19 protein-coding genes are annotated in these 17,266 nt (G+C 56.8%); all 19 read right to left on the bottom strand.

The window, feature by feature from the left end; translation table 11 throughout:
* Nucleotides 1–178: 178 nt before the first annotated feature.
* Entirely contained in the window at nt 179–793 is a 615-nt protein-coding gene (locus tag ACTO5E_RS06420; RefSeq protein WP_482302551.1) for a thiamine diphosphokinase, read from the bottom strand.
* Entirely contained in the window at nt 790–1,686 is an 897-nt protein-coding gene (gene rsgA / locus ACTO5E_RS06415) for a ribosome small subunit-dependent GTPase A (protein ID WP_482302552.1), read from the bottom strand. The genes ACTO5E_RS06420 and rsgA overlap by 4 nt, the downstream gene beginning before the upstream one ends.
* A gap of 9 nt (nt 1,687–1,695) precedes the next feature.
* A complete protein-coding gene (gene pknB, locus ACTO5E_RS06410) occupies nt 1,696–3,765 on the bottom strand; it encodes a Stk1 family PASTA domain-containing Ser/Thr kinase (protein ID WP_482302549.1) in 2,070 nt (689 codons plus the stop codon).
* Nucleotides 3,766–3,789: 24 nt separating this feature from the next.
* A complete protein-coding gene (locus ACTO5E_RS06405; RefSeq protein WP_482302548.1) occupies nt 3,790–4,527 on the bottom strand; it encodes a Stp1/IreP family PP2C-type Ser/Thr phosphatase in 738 nt (245 codons plus the stop codon).
* On the bottom strand, nt 4,517–5,560 hold the full coding sequence (gene rlmN, locus ACTO5E_RS06400; protein WP_482302547.1) for a dual-specificity RNA methyltransferase RlmN: 1,044 nt from the start codon (nt 5,558–5,560) through the stop codon (nt 4,517–4,519). The genes ACTO5E_RS06405 and rlmN overlap by 11 nt, the downstream gene beginning before the upstream one ends.
* A gap of 10 nt (nt 5,561–5,570) precedes the next feature.
* A complete protein-coding gene (gene rsmB / locus ACTO5E_RS06395; protein WP_482302545.1) occupies nt 5,571–6,905 on the bottom strand; it encodes a 16S rRNA (cytosine(967)-C(5))-methyltransferase RsmB in 1,335 nt (444 codons plus the stop codon).
* Nucleotides 6,906–6,935: 30 nt separating this feature from the next.
* The gene (gene fmt / locus ACTO5E_RS06390; RefSeq protein WP_482302543.1) at nt 6,936–7,856 is read right to left on the bottom strand and encodes a methionyl-tRNA formyltransferase; all 921 of its coding nucleotides are present in this window, start codon (nt 7,854–7,856) and stop codon (nt 6,936–6,938) included.
* A gap of 11 nt (nt 7,857–7,867) precedes the next feature.
* A complete protein-coding gene (gene def, locus ACTO5E_RS06385; protein WP_482302541.1) occupies nt 7,868–8,350 on the bottom strand; it encodes a peptide deformylase in 483 nt (160 codons plus the stop codon).
* 44 nt (nt 8,351–8,394) lie between these two features.
* Nucleotides 8,395–10,842 (bottom strand): replication restart helicase PriA, encoded by a 2,448-nt coding sequence (gene priA, locus ACTO5E_RS06380; protein WP_482302539.1) that lies wholly within the window; start codon nt 10,840–10,842, stop codon nt 8,395–8,397.
* On the bottom strand, nt 10,839–11,045 hold the full coding sequence (locus ACTO5E_RS06375) for a DNA-directed RNA polymerase subunit omega (protein ID WP_482302537.1): 207 nt from the start codon (nt 11,043–11,045) through the stop codon (nt 10,839–10,841). Before ACTO5E_RS06375 ends, priA begins: the two co-directional genes overlap by 4 nt.
* A 44-nt stretch (nt 11,046–11,089) precedes the next feature.
* On the bottom strand, nt 11,090–11,695 hold the full coding sequence (gmk, locus tag ACTO5E_RS06370) for a guanylate kinase (protein WP_482302535.1): 606 nt from the start codon (nt 11,693–11,695) through the stop codon (nt 11,090–11,092).
* A 1-nt stretch (nt 11,696) separates the two neighbouring features.
* Complete coding sequence (locus ACTO5E_RS06365; protein WP_482302533.1) at nt 11,697–11,957, bottom strand: DUF370 domain-containing protein; 261 nt, start codon at nt 11,955–11,957, stop codon at nt 11,697–11,699.
* 36 nt (nt 11,958–11,993) lie between these two features.
* The gene (locus ACTO5E_RS06360) at nt 11,994–12,872 is read right to left on the bottom strand and encodes a YicC/YloC family endoribonuclease (RefSeq protein WP_482302531.1); all 879 of its coding nucleotides are present in this window, start codon (nt 12,870–12,872) and stop codon (nt 11,994–11,996) included.
* 156 nt (nt 12,873–13,028) lie between these two features.
* Nucleotides 13,029–13,421 carry a hypothetical protein gene (locus ACTO5E_RS06355; RefSeq protein ID WP_482302530.1) on the bottom strand — a complete coding sequence of 131 codons (393 nt, stop codon included), beginning with the start codon at nt 13,419–13,421 and terminating at the stop codon, nt 13,029–13,031.
* Entirely contained in the window at nt 13,414–14,352 is a 939-nt protein-coding gene (locus ACTO5E_RS06350; protein ID WP_482302529.1) for an RluA family pseudouridine synthase, read from the bottom strand. The genes ACTO5E_RS06355 and ACTO5E_RS06350 overlap by 8 nt, the downstream gene beginning before the upstream one ends.
* A gap of 6 nt (nt 14,353–14,358) precedes the next feature.
* On the bottom strand, nt 14,359–14,871 hold the full coding sequence (gene lspA / locus ACTO5E_RS06345; RefSeq protein ID WP_482302528.1) for a signal peptidase II: 513 nt from the start codon (nt 14,869–14,871) through the stop codon (nt 14,359–14,361).
* 28 nt (nt 14,872–14,899) lie between these two features.
* The gene (locus tag ACTO5E_RS06340; protein ID WP_482302526.1) at nt 14,900–16,018 is read right to left on the bottom strand and encodes a DivIVA domain-containing protein; all 1,119 of its coding nucleotides are present in this window, start codon (nt 16,016–16,018) and stop codon (nt 14,900–14,902) included.
* 14 nt (nt 16,019–16,032) lie between these two features.
* Nucleotides 16,033–16,782: a YlmH/Sll1252 family protein gene (locus ACTO5E_RS06335; protein ID WP_482302524.1), complete on the bottom strand. Its 750-nt coding sequence runs from the start codon at nt 16,780–16,782 to the stop codon at nt 16,033–16,035.
* Nucleotides 16,782–17,266: cell division protein SepF (locus tag ACTO5E_RS06330; RefSeq protein ID WP_482302522.1), on the bottom strand; the 485-nt coding region annotated here is incomplete at its 5' end. The genes ACTO5E_RS06335 and ACTO5E_RS06330, both read right to left, overlap by 1 nt.

Genomic DNA, 17,266 nt, shown 5'->3' with positions numbered 1-17,266 from the left:
GAGCAAAGCCCATGGGGCAGAAGCAGGAGAGTGACATGCCCAGGCCAAAGCAGACGATGCACATGTTCCGGCAGTCGCGCTCTTTAAAACAGGTACACCGAAGCTTACGCTTTCCCAAGACGGCTCACCTCCCTGCTGCACACTCGTTATTCCAGTATACTCAGCAGGAAAAAAAGTGTTACTGAACCACCACAACCAGCGCGGACCCGCTATGTACCCGGATTTCAGCCGGGTCGCCGGAAATCAGATTGCTGACTCCCATTGGCAGATTGCCGCAGCTGAGCTGTCCCCTGTTCAAGGGGTACTTCAGCCCATCATAGCTCACTGTGCAGGCAGAACCATTATAGGGGAACACAGACACAGTGGACCCCGACATCCCCGTCATTTTCAAACGTTCATCCTGAAGCAGGAATATCTTGGTGCTCTTGTCCGCCATAATACCATGCCCGCCATGCTCCCGGATGTACTGCAATACTTCCAGGTTCGCCAGGCTGTGGTCAAAGCGCTCCCCGCCCAGGCAGCCCAGCAGCAAAAAGCTGCGAAAGCCCATGCTGAAGCCTTTCAGCACTGCAAACATGGTGTCCGTCACGTCCTTCTCCACTGGCAGCGTCAGGCATTTCGCCTTCAATTCCGCTGGCTTCTTGGCAGAGTCAAAATCCCCCACAATCAGGTCCGGCGTAACGCCGGCCTTTACGGCAGTCTCATAACCCGCGTCCGCGCAGATGACATAGTAGTGTCTGGGGTCAAACTCCTTGAAGACACGCCGGTCCACCGGCGCGGCTCCGATAATCATACAAGCTTGCTTTTCTGCTCCCATTGCTTTACACCCTTTATTTCTTGATAGATCGCCGCATAGCTCTCAAATCGGGAACGGGCGATCCTTCCCTCATTCACTGCCTGCAAAACAGCGCAGCCCTTCTCACAGGTATGCGAACAGGAGGTAAACTGACAGTCCGCCGCATAGCCCTCCAATTCCCGGAACCCGTGGATCAGCTGCTCCTTATCGGTCAGCCGGTACTTCTCCATGTCAAAGGTAGAGAACCCAGGGGTATCCGCTACATAGCCGCCCCCATCCAGCCGGAAAAATTCCACCTGCCGGGTGGTATGCCGGCCCCGGCCCAGCTTCTGGCTGATCTCCCCGGTTTCCAGCCGGAAGCCGGGAAAGGCAAGGTTCAGCAGTGTAGACTTGCCTACGCCAGAGTTGCCGATAAATGCCGACGTCTTCCCCACCACCAGCTCGCGCACCCTCTGCGCACCGCTGCCGTTGACAGAGGACACCGCACAGCATTCCAGCCCTGCCAGACGGTAGCTTTCCAGCAGGGGCTCCGGGTCTCCCAGGTCAGTCTTGGTGAACACCACCACCGGCTCAATGCCTTCCAGCTCCGCCACTGCCGCCGCCTTGTCGATCAACCCTGTGTTGGCAGCAGGCTCCCGCATAGAAGCCACAATGAACAGCCGGTCCAAATTCGCTGCCGGCGGCCGGACCAGGTGGTTTCTCCTGGGCAGAATCTGAGTCAGAGCCCCAGTGCCGTCCGGAGCAGCGTCAATCACCACCCGGTCGCCAGCACAGGGCGAGACCTTCTCCCTGCGAAAGCGTCCCCTTGCCCGGCAGATCATCTGGCCCTGGTCCGTCTCCACCGTGTAAAAGCCTCCAACGCATTTTATCACAAAGCCTTCTAACTCCATAGCCACCTGTCACTCTCCCGAAGGCTGAATACCGCCTCCGGTCCCCTCCTGATCCTCAGAGGAAGGGTCAGGCTCTGGTTCATCGCCGCCATTGGAGGGCGGCGTAAACTCAAAGGTCTGGTTTATGGTCACTTCCTGCGTATCATAGTTAAAGGTGAGATACATATAGTCCTGGTCGTTCAGGCGCACCACCACATTCTCCTGACCAGAGGTGCCGGAGAAGGAAAGGTCATAGCCCCCTGCATAGGCGGGGTTAACCGTCTCCTGGGTCACCACAGAGCCGTTACGATAGACCTTCAGCTCCACATCCATATCCACAGAGGCGGGCAGATCCACGCGCTTGCTCAGGTTTTTGACAGCGCCCTTGCCAGAGCTGATGATAATATCTACCGTCGCGCCCTCCGACACCTCAGAGCCGGGAGCGGGATTGGTGCTGATGACCATGTCCTTTTCCAAAGAGCTGCTGTCGTCGGTGAGCACATTGCCCACATTCAGCTTTGCCTCCTGCAGACGCTTTTCCACATCATACCGGGTCTTTCCCTCCAAATCCTCCGGCACCTTCACCTTTTTGGTGGCAGGGCCCTTGCTCACCTTCAGCTTGACCGTGCTGCCCACGTCAACCATGGTATTCGCAGGGGGATCGGTTACTACCACATTGCCTACAGCTACTTCATCATCCGCCACGTTCTCTGTGGTAAATTTCAGATTCATTTCCTTCAGCAGCGCAATAGCGTCCGCCTGAGAATAGTTCTTCATGTCCGGAACCGCGACCTGCTCCACCTTACCGTTGACCTGCAGCTCCACCTCAGAGCCCTTCTTCACCATAATCCCCGGGTTGGGGTTCTGGCGCATGATCTGCCCTGGGGGCAGGTCGGGATCATTGCCCTCTGTACGCTTGAACTTGAAATTCTCTGTATAGACCGGGTCAGCCAGAACCTCTTCATACAGCTTCCCAACAAAATTCTCCATCTGTACCTGTTCGTCTTCCTCCGGCGTGGTCAGCGTCTCCCAGTTCCGCAGCAGCCACACAGCGCCTACGGCAAGGGCGACAATAATCACTGCCGCAATAACTCCCTTGACCACCATAGCGCCCGCCGCCCCCCGGTTGGCCCGGACATACTCCTCCTCATACTCATAGCTGTCGTTATAGCTGGGCTTGAACCGTGCGGAATCGTAGGAGTCAATATTTCGGGAGGCCTCGTAAGGGGACGAGGAACGAATCGGCTGCATATCATAATGAAATACCATGCCGGGGTTCCTGCGGAAGCGGTCGATATCATCCAGCATCTCCCCCGCCGACTGGAAGCGGTCCACCGGGTTTTTCTCCATAGCCCGCATGGTAATCTGTTCCAGGCCTCTGGGCAGATTAGGATTCAGTTCCCGGGGCATCGTGGGCTTGGCCTGCAGCTGCATCAACGCTACAGAAACAGCGTTATCCGCCACAAAGGGCAACCGGCCGGTAATCATCTCATAAAGCATAACGCCCACCGAGTAAATATCAGCCTTGTCAGTGATATAATCCCCCCGGGCCTGCTCCGGCGCAATATAGTGCACCGAACCGATAGCCTTGTCAGTCATGGTCTGGGTCTCGCTCTGAGAGAACCGGGCAATGCCAAAGTCCGTCACCTTAATGGTGCCATTCTGCAGCAGCATCACGTTCTGGGGCTTGATGTCCCGGTGAATGATGCCCTTTTCATGGGCGTGCTCCAAAGCCATCAATATCTGAATGGTAAAGTGCAGCGCCTCGTCCCAGCGAATCACACCCTCCTGCTCAATATACTGCTTCAGGGTGATGCCGTCAATATACTCCATAACGATATACTGCAGCCGGTCGCCAAAGCTCACGTCGTGCACCTCTACGATATTGGGATGGGACAGCAGTGTAATCGCTTTCGCCTCATTGCGGAACCGCCGGAGAAAATCGCTATTGTCCGAAAATTCCTCTTTAAGAATTTTAATGGCGACCCAACGGTCCTCTACCCGGTCATAGGCCCGGTACACACAGGCCATACCGCCCACGCCGATGAGGTTGTGAATCTCATACTTTCCGTCCAATCGTTTGCCAATAAACTTATCCATAAGCCTTTTACCCCCAGCTTTCTATCAGATATTATTGACCACAGCCACGGTGATATTATCCGCCCCGCCGCTGTCTACCGCATACTGGATCAGTTTCTCCACCAGGGCTTCTCCACTATGGCTGTATTCGTTCATGTACTGCTCCAAAAGGCCGTCCTCCATATATCCTGTCAGCCCATCCGTACAGGCCAGAGCCCAGTCGCCGGCGTGAAAGTCCCACACGGAATAGTCCGCCGACACCGCGTCGTGCACGCCTAATACCCGGGTGATAATATTCCTGCGGGGATGGGTGCGGGCCTGTTCCTTGGTGATCTGGCCAAAATTTACCAGGTCCTGCACATAGGAGTGGTCCATGGTGATCTGGGTCAGCCCGTTTCCGTTTTTCAGGTACGCCCGGCTGTCGCCCACATGGGCCACATGAAGACGGCCCTGGTCGGCCAGCATAACCACCGCCGTGGTTCCCATGCCCCGAAGCTCCGGCTGTTCCCGGGCTGCTTCATATATAGCGGTATTGGCCCGGCATATGGCATTGATCATCATGCTTTTGATATTGCCCTGGCTCATATTCCCGGCAAATTTTTCCTTCAGCTGCTCCTCAATCTGGTCCACCGCAATGGCGCTGGCCACATTGCCTCCGTTGGCGCCGCCCATTCCGTCGCACACCACCGCCCAGGCGCTGCTGTCAGAAAAGCTGCCGCACCGGCAGGCGTCCTGGTTCGATTTGCGCACCGGTCCGGCGTCTGTGGCAAAATCAACCCTCATGTCCATTCCCTCCTTTATATTTTCGGCGAAGCTGCCCGCAAGAGGCCTCAATGTCAGACCCCAGAGTCCTGCGCACGGTAGCGGTACAGCCTCCCGCCTCCAATATCTCCACAAATCGTTTCAGGCATGCGCTGCTGCTCCTTTTATAGCCCGCGCCGGTCACATTGTTTACCGGAATCAGATTCACATGGGCAGGCATACCCCGCAGCTTTTTCGTCAGTTCTCTGGCGCACCAGTCCATATCATTCACACCGCTGATCATGGCGTATTCAAAGGATATCCGCCTGCCTGTCTCTCTGGCATAATGACGGCAAGCCTTCAGCAGCTCCCCCATATTCCATCTCTTATTGACCGGCATGGTCTGGCTGCGGATCTCGTCATTGGGCGCATGCAGAGAAATGGACAGGGTCAGCTGCAATTTCTTTTCCGCCAGCTCATAGATGCGGTCAACCACCCCGCAGGTAGAAAGGGAGATATGCCTCATCCCAATATTCATCCCCTCAGGGTGAGAAACCAATTCCAGAAAGCGCAGTACATTCTGGAAATTGTCCAAAGGCTCCCCCATGCCCATCAGCACAATGTTAGAAATCCTGACCCCAGCGTCCAACTGGGCAGACTGGACCTGCCCCAATATCTCCGACGGCAGAAGATTCCGGGAAAACCCGCTCCTTCCGGTGGCGCAGAAGCTGCAATTCATTTTACACCCGACCTGGGTGGAAATGCAAATAGAATAGCCATGATGGTAATGCATGAGCACCGACTCCACCAGCTCGCCGTCTCCCAGCTGAAACAAATACTTTACCGTTCCATCCCGTGAGACCCGCTTATCCACTGCCTTGACGGAGGGAATCCGGTAGTCCTCTCCCAGCCTTCCCCGCAGTTCCCGGGAGAGATCGGTCATTTCTTCAAAGCTCTCCACGCCCCGGTGCACCCAGTGGAATACCTGCTTGGCCCGGTATCCCGGCAAGCCTTGAGCCTGAAAAGCGCGTCCCAGCTCTTCCAGGGTCATGGACTTAATATCCGCCTTATCCAACTCTTTCCCTCTATCCTTTGCATTTTCGGAACCGGGCTGCGAAAAAACCGTCCGATGCCCCGGAAAAGGGGGTCATGGTAAGCATATGCTCCGGCTCGTCAATACAGCGCTGAATTCCACAATCTATTTTCATCGGCTCAAAGCCGTTGTTTTCCTTTAAAAACCGCTCCGCTACCTGGGCGTTCTCCGCCGGATTCAAGGTGCAGGTGGAATATACCAGCACACCTCCCGGCTTTACCTTTTCTGCCGCCTGGCGCAGAATCGTATATTGCAGCTCCGGCAGCTCCTTGAACTGCTCCAAGCTGCGGTAACGTATTTCCGGCTTCCTGCGTATGACCCCAAAGCCGGAGCAAGGCACGTCGCACAGCATCCGGTCCACCTGCGGCATGGAGCCAAACCCCTGAGCCGCATCGTTCAGACCCGCCTCAATTTTATCCAACCCCAAACGCTTCGCGCCGTCTGCAATCAGCTTAACCCGACTGCTGTAAAGGTCAAACGCATACACCGGACCCTCTGTCTCTTGGGCAATGGTAAAGCTTTTTCCACCTGGCGCGGCACAGCAGTCACAAACCGTCACGCCGGGTATAGGGTCCAGCAGCTTGCAAACCATCTGCGCAGAAAGGTCCTGCACATGAAAAAGGCCTTCCTGAAATTCCGGCAACTCGCTGGGAGAACCAACATTCTCTAAGACTGCCGCCCCTTCCACGCCAGTCAAGGGGGTTAGCTTTACACCATGTTCTGCCAATCGTTCTCTGAGCTGATCAACACTACATCTCAATCGGTTCACTCGAATATACAAAGCTGGATGCTCCGAAAAGCTCTCCAAAAGCTGTAAAGTTACAGCCTTGCCATAGCTGCGCTGCCACAGCCGAATCAACTCCTCAGGCACCGAAAACCGCAGGCTCATCGCAGAAGCTTCATTGCCCTCAGGCAGCGTGAGCTCTCCTTTTTTACGCAGCAAGCCCCGCAAGACGCCATTCACAAATCCCGACAACCGCTCCCTGCCCATTGTTTTCAGCGCGTTGACAGTCTCATTAACCGCTGCAGAATCCGGCACCCGGTCCAGATACATAATCTGATAAGCCCCACAGCGCAGTGCCGCCATGGCTACGGCATCCGGCTTTTTCTTTGGGTCCCTCAGGCACTGCCTAAGCCAATAGTCCAGGGTCAGTCTGCGCTCCAACACCCCATAAAACAGAGTGGACGCCAGCGCACTGTCCCGTCTGTCCAGGCCCGCGTTGCGCAAAACCTGGTCCAGCACTACATTAGAGTACCCATCCTGCTTTTCCATTTGCAGAAGCGCCTGCAGGGCAGCGCTTCTGGCGGTTTGGTTCGTCTTCTTCATATCATCCTTATAGTTTTCTGGTATGCGGTCTTATTCCATCACAGCGCCGGCTGAAAGCGGGTGTCCCAGCAGGTACTCTTTACCGCCCATTTTCTTTCCCTTCTCCGTTTGCAGTTCTGTGATCCGCAGCGCGTTCTGTCCACAGCACACCACCAGCTCCCCTGCAAGGTCCCATACCGTTCCCGGCTCTCCGCTGTGCTCTATCACCCGCGAGCCCAACAGCTTCAGCCGTTTTCCATCCAACACTGCCGCCGCACAGGGCCAGGGGTTCAACCCCCGTATGCGATCATGCACCTGTTGTGCGGGCATGGTCCAGTCAAGGGCCGACATCTCCTTTTTCAGCATAGGTGCCAGCGTGACCTGACTCTCATCCTGACACACCCGGGTCAAGTCCCCTTGCTGCAGCTGCTCCAATGTGTCGGTCAAAAGCTTTGCTCCCAGTATTTTCAGCCGGTCAAAGAGCTCCCCCGCAGTTTCTTCGGGCCCAATCTCCGTCTCTGCCCGTCGCAAAATATCCCCGGAGTCCATACCCTCCGCCATATACATGGTAGTGACGCCGGTCACAGCGTCTCCATTGAGCACCGCCCACTGAATGGGCGCAGCCCCCCGGTACTTAGGCAAAAGGGAGCCATGAACATTGATGCAGCCCAGCTCTGGCAGCTCCAGTACCCGGGGCGGCAGCAATTTTCCATAGGCCACCACCACAATCAGCTCAGGCGCCAGCCGGGCAAGCTCCTCCTGCACAGCCTCGTCCCGCAGGGTCAATGGCTGATATACGGGAAGCCCATTCTGTAAAGCCAATTCCTTCACAGCGGGCGGCAATAATTTGTGGCCCCGGCCCTTTGGTTTATCCGGCTGGGTGTACACACCGCAGATCTCATGCCCCTGATCGATCAGAGCCTGTAATGAGGGGACTGCAAAGTCAGGCGTACCCATAAACACAATGCGCATTCTGTCTCTCCTTATTTTTCTTCTCTCAGGGCTTCAATCTCCTCCTGGGTCAGCATCCGGCTGGCCTTATCAGTAAACACGACCCCATGAAGATGGTCGATCTCATGGCAGAAGGCCCGGGCGCACAGCTCGTCGCCTGTCGTCTCAAACCACTTGCCCTTACGGTTCTGCGCCCTGACCGTCACCCGCATGGGGCGGGTCACCTCACCCCATTCGTTGGGCAGAGAAAGGCAGCCCTCCGGCCCTGTCTGCTCTCCTTCTGTGGCAATAATCTCCGGGTTGATCAATTCAATAGGCCCATCGCCAACGTCGACAATACATACCCGCCGCAATACGCCCACCTGCGGCGCTGCCAGCCCCGCGCCGTTGGCTTCATACAGGGTATCCTGCATATCGTCCAGCAGCTGGTGGAGCTTACGGTCAAACTTCTCCACTGGGCGGCACTCCTTTTTCAAAATATCTTCTCCAAACTGTACAATATTCCGAATGGCCATAGCTTATTGTCATATCCTTTCTGACTGTATACTGGCTGTACGCCTTACATCACTCGATTGGGATTCGGGTCCGCATATACGGTCACTGGCTGAAATTCCTTGATCCCGGAAAAATCTCCCAAAAGCCTTGCAATCATCTCCCGCAGACGGGGCGTGTTCTTACATTTTATGATCAGCTTATACCGGTATTTCCCACTGACCTTTGCCACGGACGCCGGCGACGGCCGCAGAACCCGCAGGGGCATACCTGCATATTTCCGCTCCACCAGTTGACCCAGCTCCTGCAAAAAACGCTCCGCCGCCTGCCGGGTAAGCGGGTCCTCCGGCCCCACAAAGCCAATCACAAGAATGTCCACATAGGGCGGATAGAGCAGGGCCTTGCGGTAGTGGAGCTCCCGCTGGGCAAAGCCGAAGTAATCCTGCTTCGCTGCCAGATGAAGCACCGGGTTCTCCGGGACAAAGGTCTGCACAATAGCCCGGCCCGGGTACTTCCCCCGCCCCGCCCGGCCGATTACCTGGGTAAGCAGGTCAAAGGTGCGCTCGTTGCTGCGAAAATCATCGCTGTAAAGAGACTGGTCCGCAGAGAGCACCCCCACTAAGGTGACATTCTCAAAGTCGAGTCCCTTTGCCACCATCTGGGTCCCCACCATAATGTCATACTCCCCCCTGGAGAACTCCGCCAGCCGGCGCTCCAAGGAATACCGGCCCGACATAGAGTCTGTATCCACCCGCAGAATCCGCGCTTCAGGCAGCAGCGCCCGAAGCTGTTCCTCTGCCTTTTGCGTCCCAAGCCCCCGAAAGGCAAGCCGGTCGCTGCCGCAAGTGGGACATTTTTTCAGCAAAGGGGTGGAATACCCGCAGTAATGACACATCAGCCTCCGATTCGCGCTGTGATAGGTGAGGGAGATGCTGCAATTCGGACAACTCACCACCTCCCGGCAGGAGCGGCAGCTAACAAAGGTGTGGTAGCCCCGCCGGTTCAGCAAAACAATCGATTGCTTCCCCTGTTCCAGGTTCTGGGCCAACGCCTCTGCCAGAGTAGAGCCAATCGCGTTCTCGCTGCCCGGGTAGTCCTCCCAGTTCATGTCGGCAAGCATTACCTCTGGCAGCTGGGCCTCCCCGAACCGGGCCTCTAGCCTGTGAAACAGGAATTTACCCTCCTTGGCCATAGAATAGGCCTCTACCGACGGTGTAGCCGAGGACAGCAAACAAAATGCCTCTGCTTTGGCGCAGCGGTAGCGGGCCACCTCCCTGGCGTCATAACGGGGGCTGGACTCCGATTTATAGGTATGCTCCTGCTCCTCGTCAATGACAATCAGCCCCAGCTCCTTTACCGGGGCAAACACCGCCGAGCGGGTCCCCACCGCGATTCGCGCCTCTCCCCGGCGCAGCCGCTTCCATTCGTCCAGCCGTTCCCCCAAAGACAGGCCGCTGTGAAGCACCGCCACACTGTCCCCAAAATTCTGCTGAAACAGACAGAGCGTCTGGGCAGTCAAAGAGATCTCCGGCACCATGACGATCACGCCCCTGCCCTTTTTCAGCACATACTCAATGAGTTTGAGAAACACAGACGTCTTTCCGCTGCCGGTAACGCCATACAGCAGAGCGCACCGCCGGCCCTCCGCAGCATGCTCATACTCGTCGCAGAGTCCATCCAGGGCTTGCTGCTGAGAGGGGGAAAGCACCAGCTGAGACAGACTCTGGGTCCTGCCCTCCATGGCCTCCGGCCTGCGGTAGACCTCATACTCAAAAACCTCTGCCGCGCCCTTTTCCGCCAGTGCCTTGACCACAGAAGACGAAGCGCCGGTAAAATAGCAAAGCTCCTTTTCCGCCGCCTCCCCTACCTCCACCAACACCTGGTAGACCTCCCGCTGCCGGGGCGTCAGCTTGCCGGTAAAATCCAAGACAGGCCGCACCATCCGGGAGACCGCGTCCTTAATCCGGCTTGCCGCCAGATTCACCCTGCACACCACGCCCTTGTCCAAAAGCCTCTGCAGCTCCGGACAGGTTCGATCAATTCCCAAGGCAGCCGACAGCTTTTCAAAGGGCATGGCCCGGCCGGCAGAACGCAGAGCGGTAATGATCTGCCAGGACACATTGTCCCAGGCCTCCCGGTCAAAGTCTGTAAACCCCTGCTCCAGCACATAGCTGTCCTTAAGACGAAGCTGCATTCCCGAGGGCAGCATCAGCTTGACCGCCTCAAACAGGGTACAGTAATACCGGTCCTTCATCCAAACAGCCATTTCCAAAGCCTGAGCCTCCAGCGCTGGCTCCTGGTCCAGCACCCTGGAGATCGACTTCAGCCGTTCCCCCTCCTGGCCGCCCAGAGAGAATACCATACCCACCCGTTCCCGATTCCCGGCGCCAAAGGGTACGGTCACCCGCATCCCGGGGAGCAGCCGCTCCCGCAGCTGCTCCGGCACCCGGTAGGTGAACAGCTTGTCAAAATGGTAGACTGCATTCTCTACCGCTACCTGGGCCAGAGACGTCATCCTTCAATTTCTTTTGGCTCAATAATACGGTAGCGGTCCTGGACAAAGTCCTGAACAGCCAGGTCTACCGGCTTTTCCACCAGCTTAGCCCCTTCATTTTCCGCCTGCTCCGAGATCTGCCGGGCCCGCTTGGCAACGGCAATGACCAGGGAATACTGGTTCATGTGGGGCGTTTTGATAATGTTTGCAGATGGCTTCAGCATACTGATACCACTTTCCTTTCTCTGTTACATGGTATTGTCGTACTTTATCTATTCAAAACCTGCTGAACAAAGCCAGGATTTCTGACATATTTTCTCTTTTCACTTCGGAGGATCGCCAGCATGTCCTCCACTGCGTCCTCCAAACGGTCGTTGACTACAATATAGTCATAGTCCTCCGCATGGGGCAATTCCTCCCGGGCAGCAGCCAGCCGTTTGCGGACTGTCTCATCATCCTCTGTGCCCCGGTCCCGCAGACGCTTTTCCAGCACCTCCATAGAGGGCGGGGTAATGAACACAGAAACACAGTCCGGAGCCAGCCTTTTAATCTGCGCTCCGCCCTGCACGTCAATTTCCAGCACCACGTCCAACCCCTGAGCCAGCCACTCCTCAACCGGTTCCCTGGGGGTGCCATAGCAGTTGCCCACATATTCAGCGTGTTCCAGCATCCGGCCTCCGGCCACCAGCTCCTGAAATTCCTCCCGGCTCATGAAATAGTAGTCCTTCCCGTTCTCCTCTCCGGGCCGAGGCTGGCGGGTTGTGGCCGAAACCGACATTCTCAGGTTCCCGTCCTGCCGGAACAGCTCCTTCAGAATCGTACCCTTTCCCCCGGCCGATGGCGCGGAGACCACCAGCAATATTCCTTTTTTCATCCTATTCTCCCTCCCCGGCAGCGTCCTCACGGCCATTGAAGCGCCCGGCCACAGTCTCAGGCATAATGGCCGACAGCACCACGCTGCCGCTGTCCATAATGATCACGGTTTTGGTCTTCCGGCCAAAGGTCGCGTCGATCACCGCGCCTCGCTCCCTGGCCTCCTGCACCAGGCGTTTGATGGGGGCCGACTCATTGCTGACCACAGCCACCACCTTGTCGGCGGAAACCATATTTCCGAACCCGATATTCACCAGCTTCACAGTATCAGCCTCCCATCCCATCCATAGGGCGCGGCGTTATTCCACGTTCTGCACCTGCTCCCGTATCTTTTCAATCTCCGCCTTCAGGTCCACCACCAAATAGGCGATCTCCGGATTCTGAGACTTGGAGCCAATGGTGTTAGCCTCCCGGTTCATCTCCTGAATCAGAAAATCAATTTTACGGCCCACCGGCTCCGTCAACTCCACCATCTTTTCCAACTGGGCAAAGTGGCTGCGCAGGCGAACGATCTCCTCATCAATAGCGGTCTTTTCGGCAAAAACAGCCACCTCAGTCAGCACTCTTTGCTCGTCAAAACGACTGTCCCCCAACAGCTCCTGTATCCTGGTCCTGAGCCGTTCCCGGTACTCTTCCGCCGCCTGGGGAGCCAATGCCTCAATTTGATCTGTCAAGGCCAGCACATTGGCAGCCTTCTCCATAATGTCCAGCTTCAGCCGCTGCCCCTCGGTCTCCCGCATCTGCAGCAGAGAATCCACTGTGGGTCCGGCCACCTGCAGCACTGCCTGCCAAACCGCCTCCTCGTCCTCCGGAGCCTTGCGCACGGTCAGCACCTCCGGACAGCGGCTGAGTAGGGCCAGGGTGGGGCCGTCGGGCAGCGAGTAGCGTTCCTGCAGCTCTGCCAACGCCCCGCAGTAGCCCGCCGCCAGGGCATGGTTGATCTCAACCTGCACGCCGGCCTCCTGCAAATGATCGATCTGCAAAAAAACATCCGCCTTGCCCCTGGAAAGCCGGCTCTGAAGATACGCCTTCAGCTTATCCTCCAAAAACAGGTAGCCCCGTGAAAGCCGGGTGTTCTGCTCAAAAAATTTGTGATTGACCGTTTTTACCTCAAATACAATGTGCCAGCCGTCAACCGTAGCCTCACCCCGGCCAAAGCCTGTCATACTTTTCAGCATTCCTGATCCATCCCATCCTTTGAGGATACTAAAAGGGCGCAAACCCCTAACTTAGAAATTTTACCATTTTCCCGGCCTTCATGCAACCGCTTTCCTGAAGTTTTCATAGTTTATTAAGAAAAACCCGCGGCAGACAGGCTTCCGCAGGCAATTTAACTAATGATATTCGTACTTAACGATAGTATTCATAGGCGTAAAGGCATGCAGCTCGTCCTGTTCAAAGCCTCTGGCCTGAAAAAAGCCGAAAAAGTCCGGGAAAGCCGTCTCAATGCGGTCCGCGCCGAAGGTCTCCCCATAAGAGGCCGCAGAACGCATGAGAGAGTCCAGAACAAAAACCTCCTCGCCCTGAGGAGGACGGGAAAAATCAAATCCCTCCGCTGCAAGGCGAAGAATCCGCAGCGTGCCGCCGTCCAGCTCCAAAGCCACCCAGCCCAGGGTCTCCCCCCGTTCCCGCATGGCAAGCACCCGGGCCTCAGACCCGGCGTTCTCCACCTCTGCCAGCAGCTTTCTCTCTTGGTCCCGGTCCTCCATAGGCAAAATTTCAATCATTCCAAACGCCTCCCTCTCTGCGGAGCTTAGTCAGAAAGCCGCTGAAATATTCCGGCAGCCCCGCTGAAAACTCCATATATTCTCCTGTTGTCGGGTGGACAAAGCCAAGCCGCCCTGCATGAAGGCACTGGCCATGCAGCTCTGTCAGAACCTTTTTGGGCCCATATACCGGGTCCCCTGCCACCGGATGGCCCAGGCTGGCCAAATGTACCCGAATCTGATGGGTGCGGCCAGTCTCCAATCGCAGGCGCAGATAGGTAAAGCCGAGCAGACGCTCCTCCACATAGTAGTGGGTCACCGCCTCTCTGGCCGAGGGCGAGCCTGGCAGCACTGCCATTTTCTTCCGCTCCACCGGGTGACGCCCAATAGGAGCGTCTATCACACCTGCCTCAGCCTTTATCCCGCCATACACCACTGCCCGGTATTCCCGGGTCAGACTGTGGGCCTGAATCTGTCCGGCCAAGCCCCGATGAGCGTGGTCATTCTTCGCCACCAAAAGCAGACCGCTGGTGTCCTTGTCAATGCGGTGGACAATGCCCGGACGAAGCACCCCGTTTATACCAGAGAGACCTTTGCCGCAATGATGCAGCAGAGCATTCACCAACGTGCCAGTATAGTTGCCAGGGGCCGGGTGAACCACCATGCCCTTGGGCTTGTTGACTACCAGCATATCGTCGTCTTCAAAGACGATCTCCAAAGGAATCGCTTCCGGCAGAACATCCAACGCCTTGGGCTCCGGCAGAACCACCTGAACCAGCTGACCCGCCGCCAGCTTTGCGCTTTTTGAGAGGGTTTTCCCTGCTGAGGTCACCAGGCCTTGCCCAATCAGGCTTTGCGCTGCAGAGCGGCTGACTCCCTCCAACTCCTCCGCCAGCAGCTTATCCAGACGCATGCCAGAGTCTGTGACTGTGATTTGAATATGCCGTTCCATTATCCGTCAGCTCCCAGAGCTCTCTTCCGCCTTGGCGCCCGCCTGCTTTTCCCGGTGCATGACCCAAAGATAGTGGGCCACAAGAAAGCAGGAGCCAATGGTCACACAGCAGTCGGCAATATTAAAAATGTACCCGAAGAACATCACATGGATAAAATCCACCACATAGCCGTTAACGATGCGGTCAATCAGGTTCCCGACTCCTCCCGCCAGCAGCAGCGCCGCCGCCACATAGCTGAACACACTGTGGTGCTTATAGAGGAACAACGCCGCCAGAATCGCCCCGGCCACAACCAGAGTAAGGGCAGTCACCAGCCAGATCACATTGCCAAAAAGGCCAAAGGCGGCGGCGGGGTTTTCCAGATAGCTCAGCTCCAACAATCCGGGAATCACAGTAAAGGGCTGTCCTCCATTGGGCTTCAGCATATCCTGAACCATCCCCTTGGTGACCTGGTCCAATATAATCAGCAGCACAGAGGCCGCCAGTACAGTGGTCTTTTTAAATGCGTCTTTCCTCAAGGGTGTCTCCTCCCATGTCCGGCTTCTCTCACGATCTTCTATGCTTGCGGCCATCCACTTCCACCCCATCGCCAAAGGGCAGATTACTGTAGTTGTTTATTTTCTCCCTGCGCAAGGCCTCAGGAATATTGCTGTGAGCATTCAAATTGATGCCCACTGAGGAGAGGTCGTCATCCTCCATATAGTCCTCCGGCGGCTGAGATGGCTGCAGCTGCTCCTGCACATAGTTCACACGGTCATTCAGGGTACGGGGCTGGCGGGGCGGCTCCTGACTGGCCCTGGTCGCCGGACGGAGCGGCTCCTCCTGAACCGGCGGAGCAGTGCGAAGCTCCCGCTGGGGCTCAGGCGGGCGCGGCGCGGATACGGATACTGCCTCAGGCTCCTCCTGCTGCCTCATCCTGCGGGCCGGACGGGGTGCGGGCTCTGGCACAGGCGGCTCCGGCTCTGGCTGAGGCTCATGCCGGGGAGCCGCCGGGGCCGGCAGTTCCGGCTCTGGCTCAACAGCCCAAACAGAGGGCGCGGGCTCCGGCTGACGGACCGGCTCCTGTATGGGCCGCTCCTCCTTCTGCCGGAACACCGGAATATGGTCAATGCATTCCAGATGCTTTTTATACATTTCCAGCAGAGAAGATCGAAATGCCGTTACCTGCCGCTTAATCTCCTCCAGCTCCGCCTTTTTCGACTCTGCCTGCTGGGTATACTCCCTGGCAGACCGGGAGGCCTCCTCCTGGGCCGTGCTGGTAATGCGCCGGGCCTCCTCCTGGGCCTCCAAAAGCTTGGCCTCCGCCTGAGCCCGGGCCTCCTGAATCATCGCGTCCGCCTTGTCCTGAGACTCCTTTACCAGGTCCTTGGACATTTTCTGCGCGCTGAGGATCGCCTCCTTGATCCCTTCCTCCTCCTGCCGGTATACCTCGATCTTCTGGGCAAGGATCGAGAGCTTTTTCTGGGTATCCGCATTTTTCGAGGCCAGCTCTGAGTTGAGCATAGCCAGCTCTCCCGCCTGCTTCACCGCGGCGTCGCGCTCCCCGATCAGCTCCTGAAAGGACGCGGCCACCTGGTCGATAAAATTATCCACATCCTCCGGCTTATAGCCGGAAAAGCCGGCTTTTCCAAAGCTTACCTCGTTGATCTCCTTAACCGTCAGCATCTGGAAGTTCCTCCCTATTCGTATTTCCTGCATTTCACCGTTAGCCTGCCCTTGCTTGTCAAGGGTCCCAATGAATCCACAATAAATTTGCCATGACCTCTGATGGAGAGCACGTCGCCCTCCTCTATCCGCCGGTCCGTGTCCAACACCTCCCGGTGGTTAAGGGCCGCAAGCCCTACCGTCACCATACCCGCCGCCTTCTCCCGGCTTGTCCGGCAAAGAAGGGCGGTCAAACAGTCCAATCGGTTAGAGGCAACCACGCCGCTGATTGCCCGGTACGTCCGAATCACCGGCAGAGGCGCCTCATATCCCTCTGTGATTTTCACTCCAACCCGACCGATCTTCCGGATATTATCCAGAAAGAACCGGCGCATCTCCTCCCGTACAAAGACGACGCAGTGGTCTTCCCCAATAAGAATATCGCCCACCACGTCCCTCTCTATGCCAAGTCCCATAAACGAACCAAGAAAATCTCTGTGGCCAGGCCTGTCCTCCCGCCGGAACCCAAGCGTCAGTGCGGCAATGGGAAACGCCGTTGGCTCCGGCTCCATATAGTCGGGAAAAAAGCCTGCCATCCTCCGCTCCGCATCCTCATAGCCGCCCCACAGCAGGCGGGAGCCTGACTCCCACTTCAAAAAGTCCTGGCACATTGCCGCCTGGCTCTCGTCCAGAAAGCCCAAAAAGCAGGGCCGGCGCTGTGAAGCCCGCAGGCAGTCCCGAAGCTTGGCCCGCAGCAGCTCCGTCTCATTCCTCTTGTGGTCCATCAAAAATACAACCCGTTATTTTCCAGCTCGTCCAGTACATTGTCGCCGGTCAGGTCAACATTATACGGCGTAATGATAAAGGTGGACGTGGCAATGCGCTTGATCTTCCCATTGTTGGCATATGCCACCCCACTGAGAAAATCCACAATACGCCGGGAGATATCCTTCTCTGTTTTTTCCAGGTTGAGCACCACAGTGTGGCGGCGGAGCAGCTCGTCGGCAATAGAGCGCACCTCGTCTCCAAAGGAGACCGGCTTGCACACTACTACCTGCAGCTGTGTTTTGGCGTTGATATTGACCACCTTGCCCTGCGGCGCAGCCTCCCGCTCCCGGGAAGAGTAGCCGGAAGAAAAAGGTGCGAAAGAAGCAAAGGAGGATACGCTTCCCCGCCGGGTCTCATCCGAAAAGGAGACCGGCTTCTCCTCGGGTTCCTCCTCCTCTTCCTCCTCTGGGTACTCCTCATATTCATACTCGTCATCCGGCG

This window comes from Acutalibacter sp., assembly GCF_056800975.1.
This window is presented reverse-complemented; position numbering and strand designations above follow the sequence as displayed.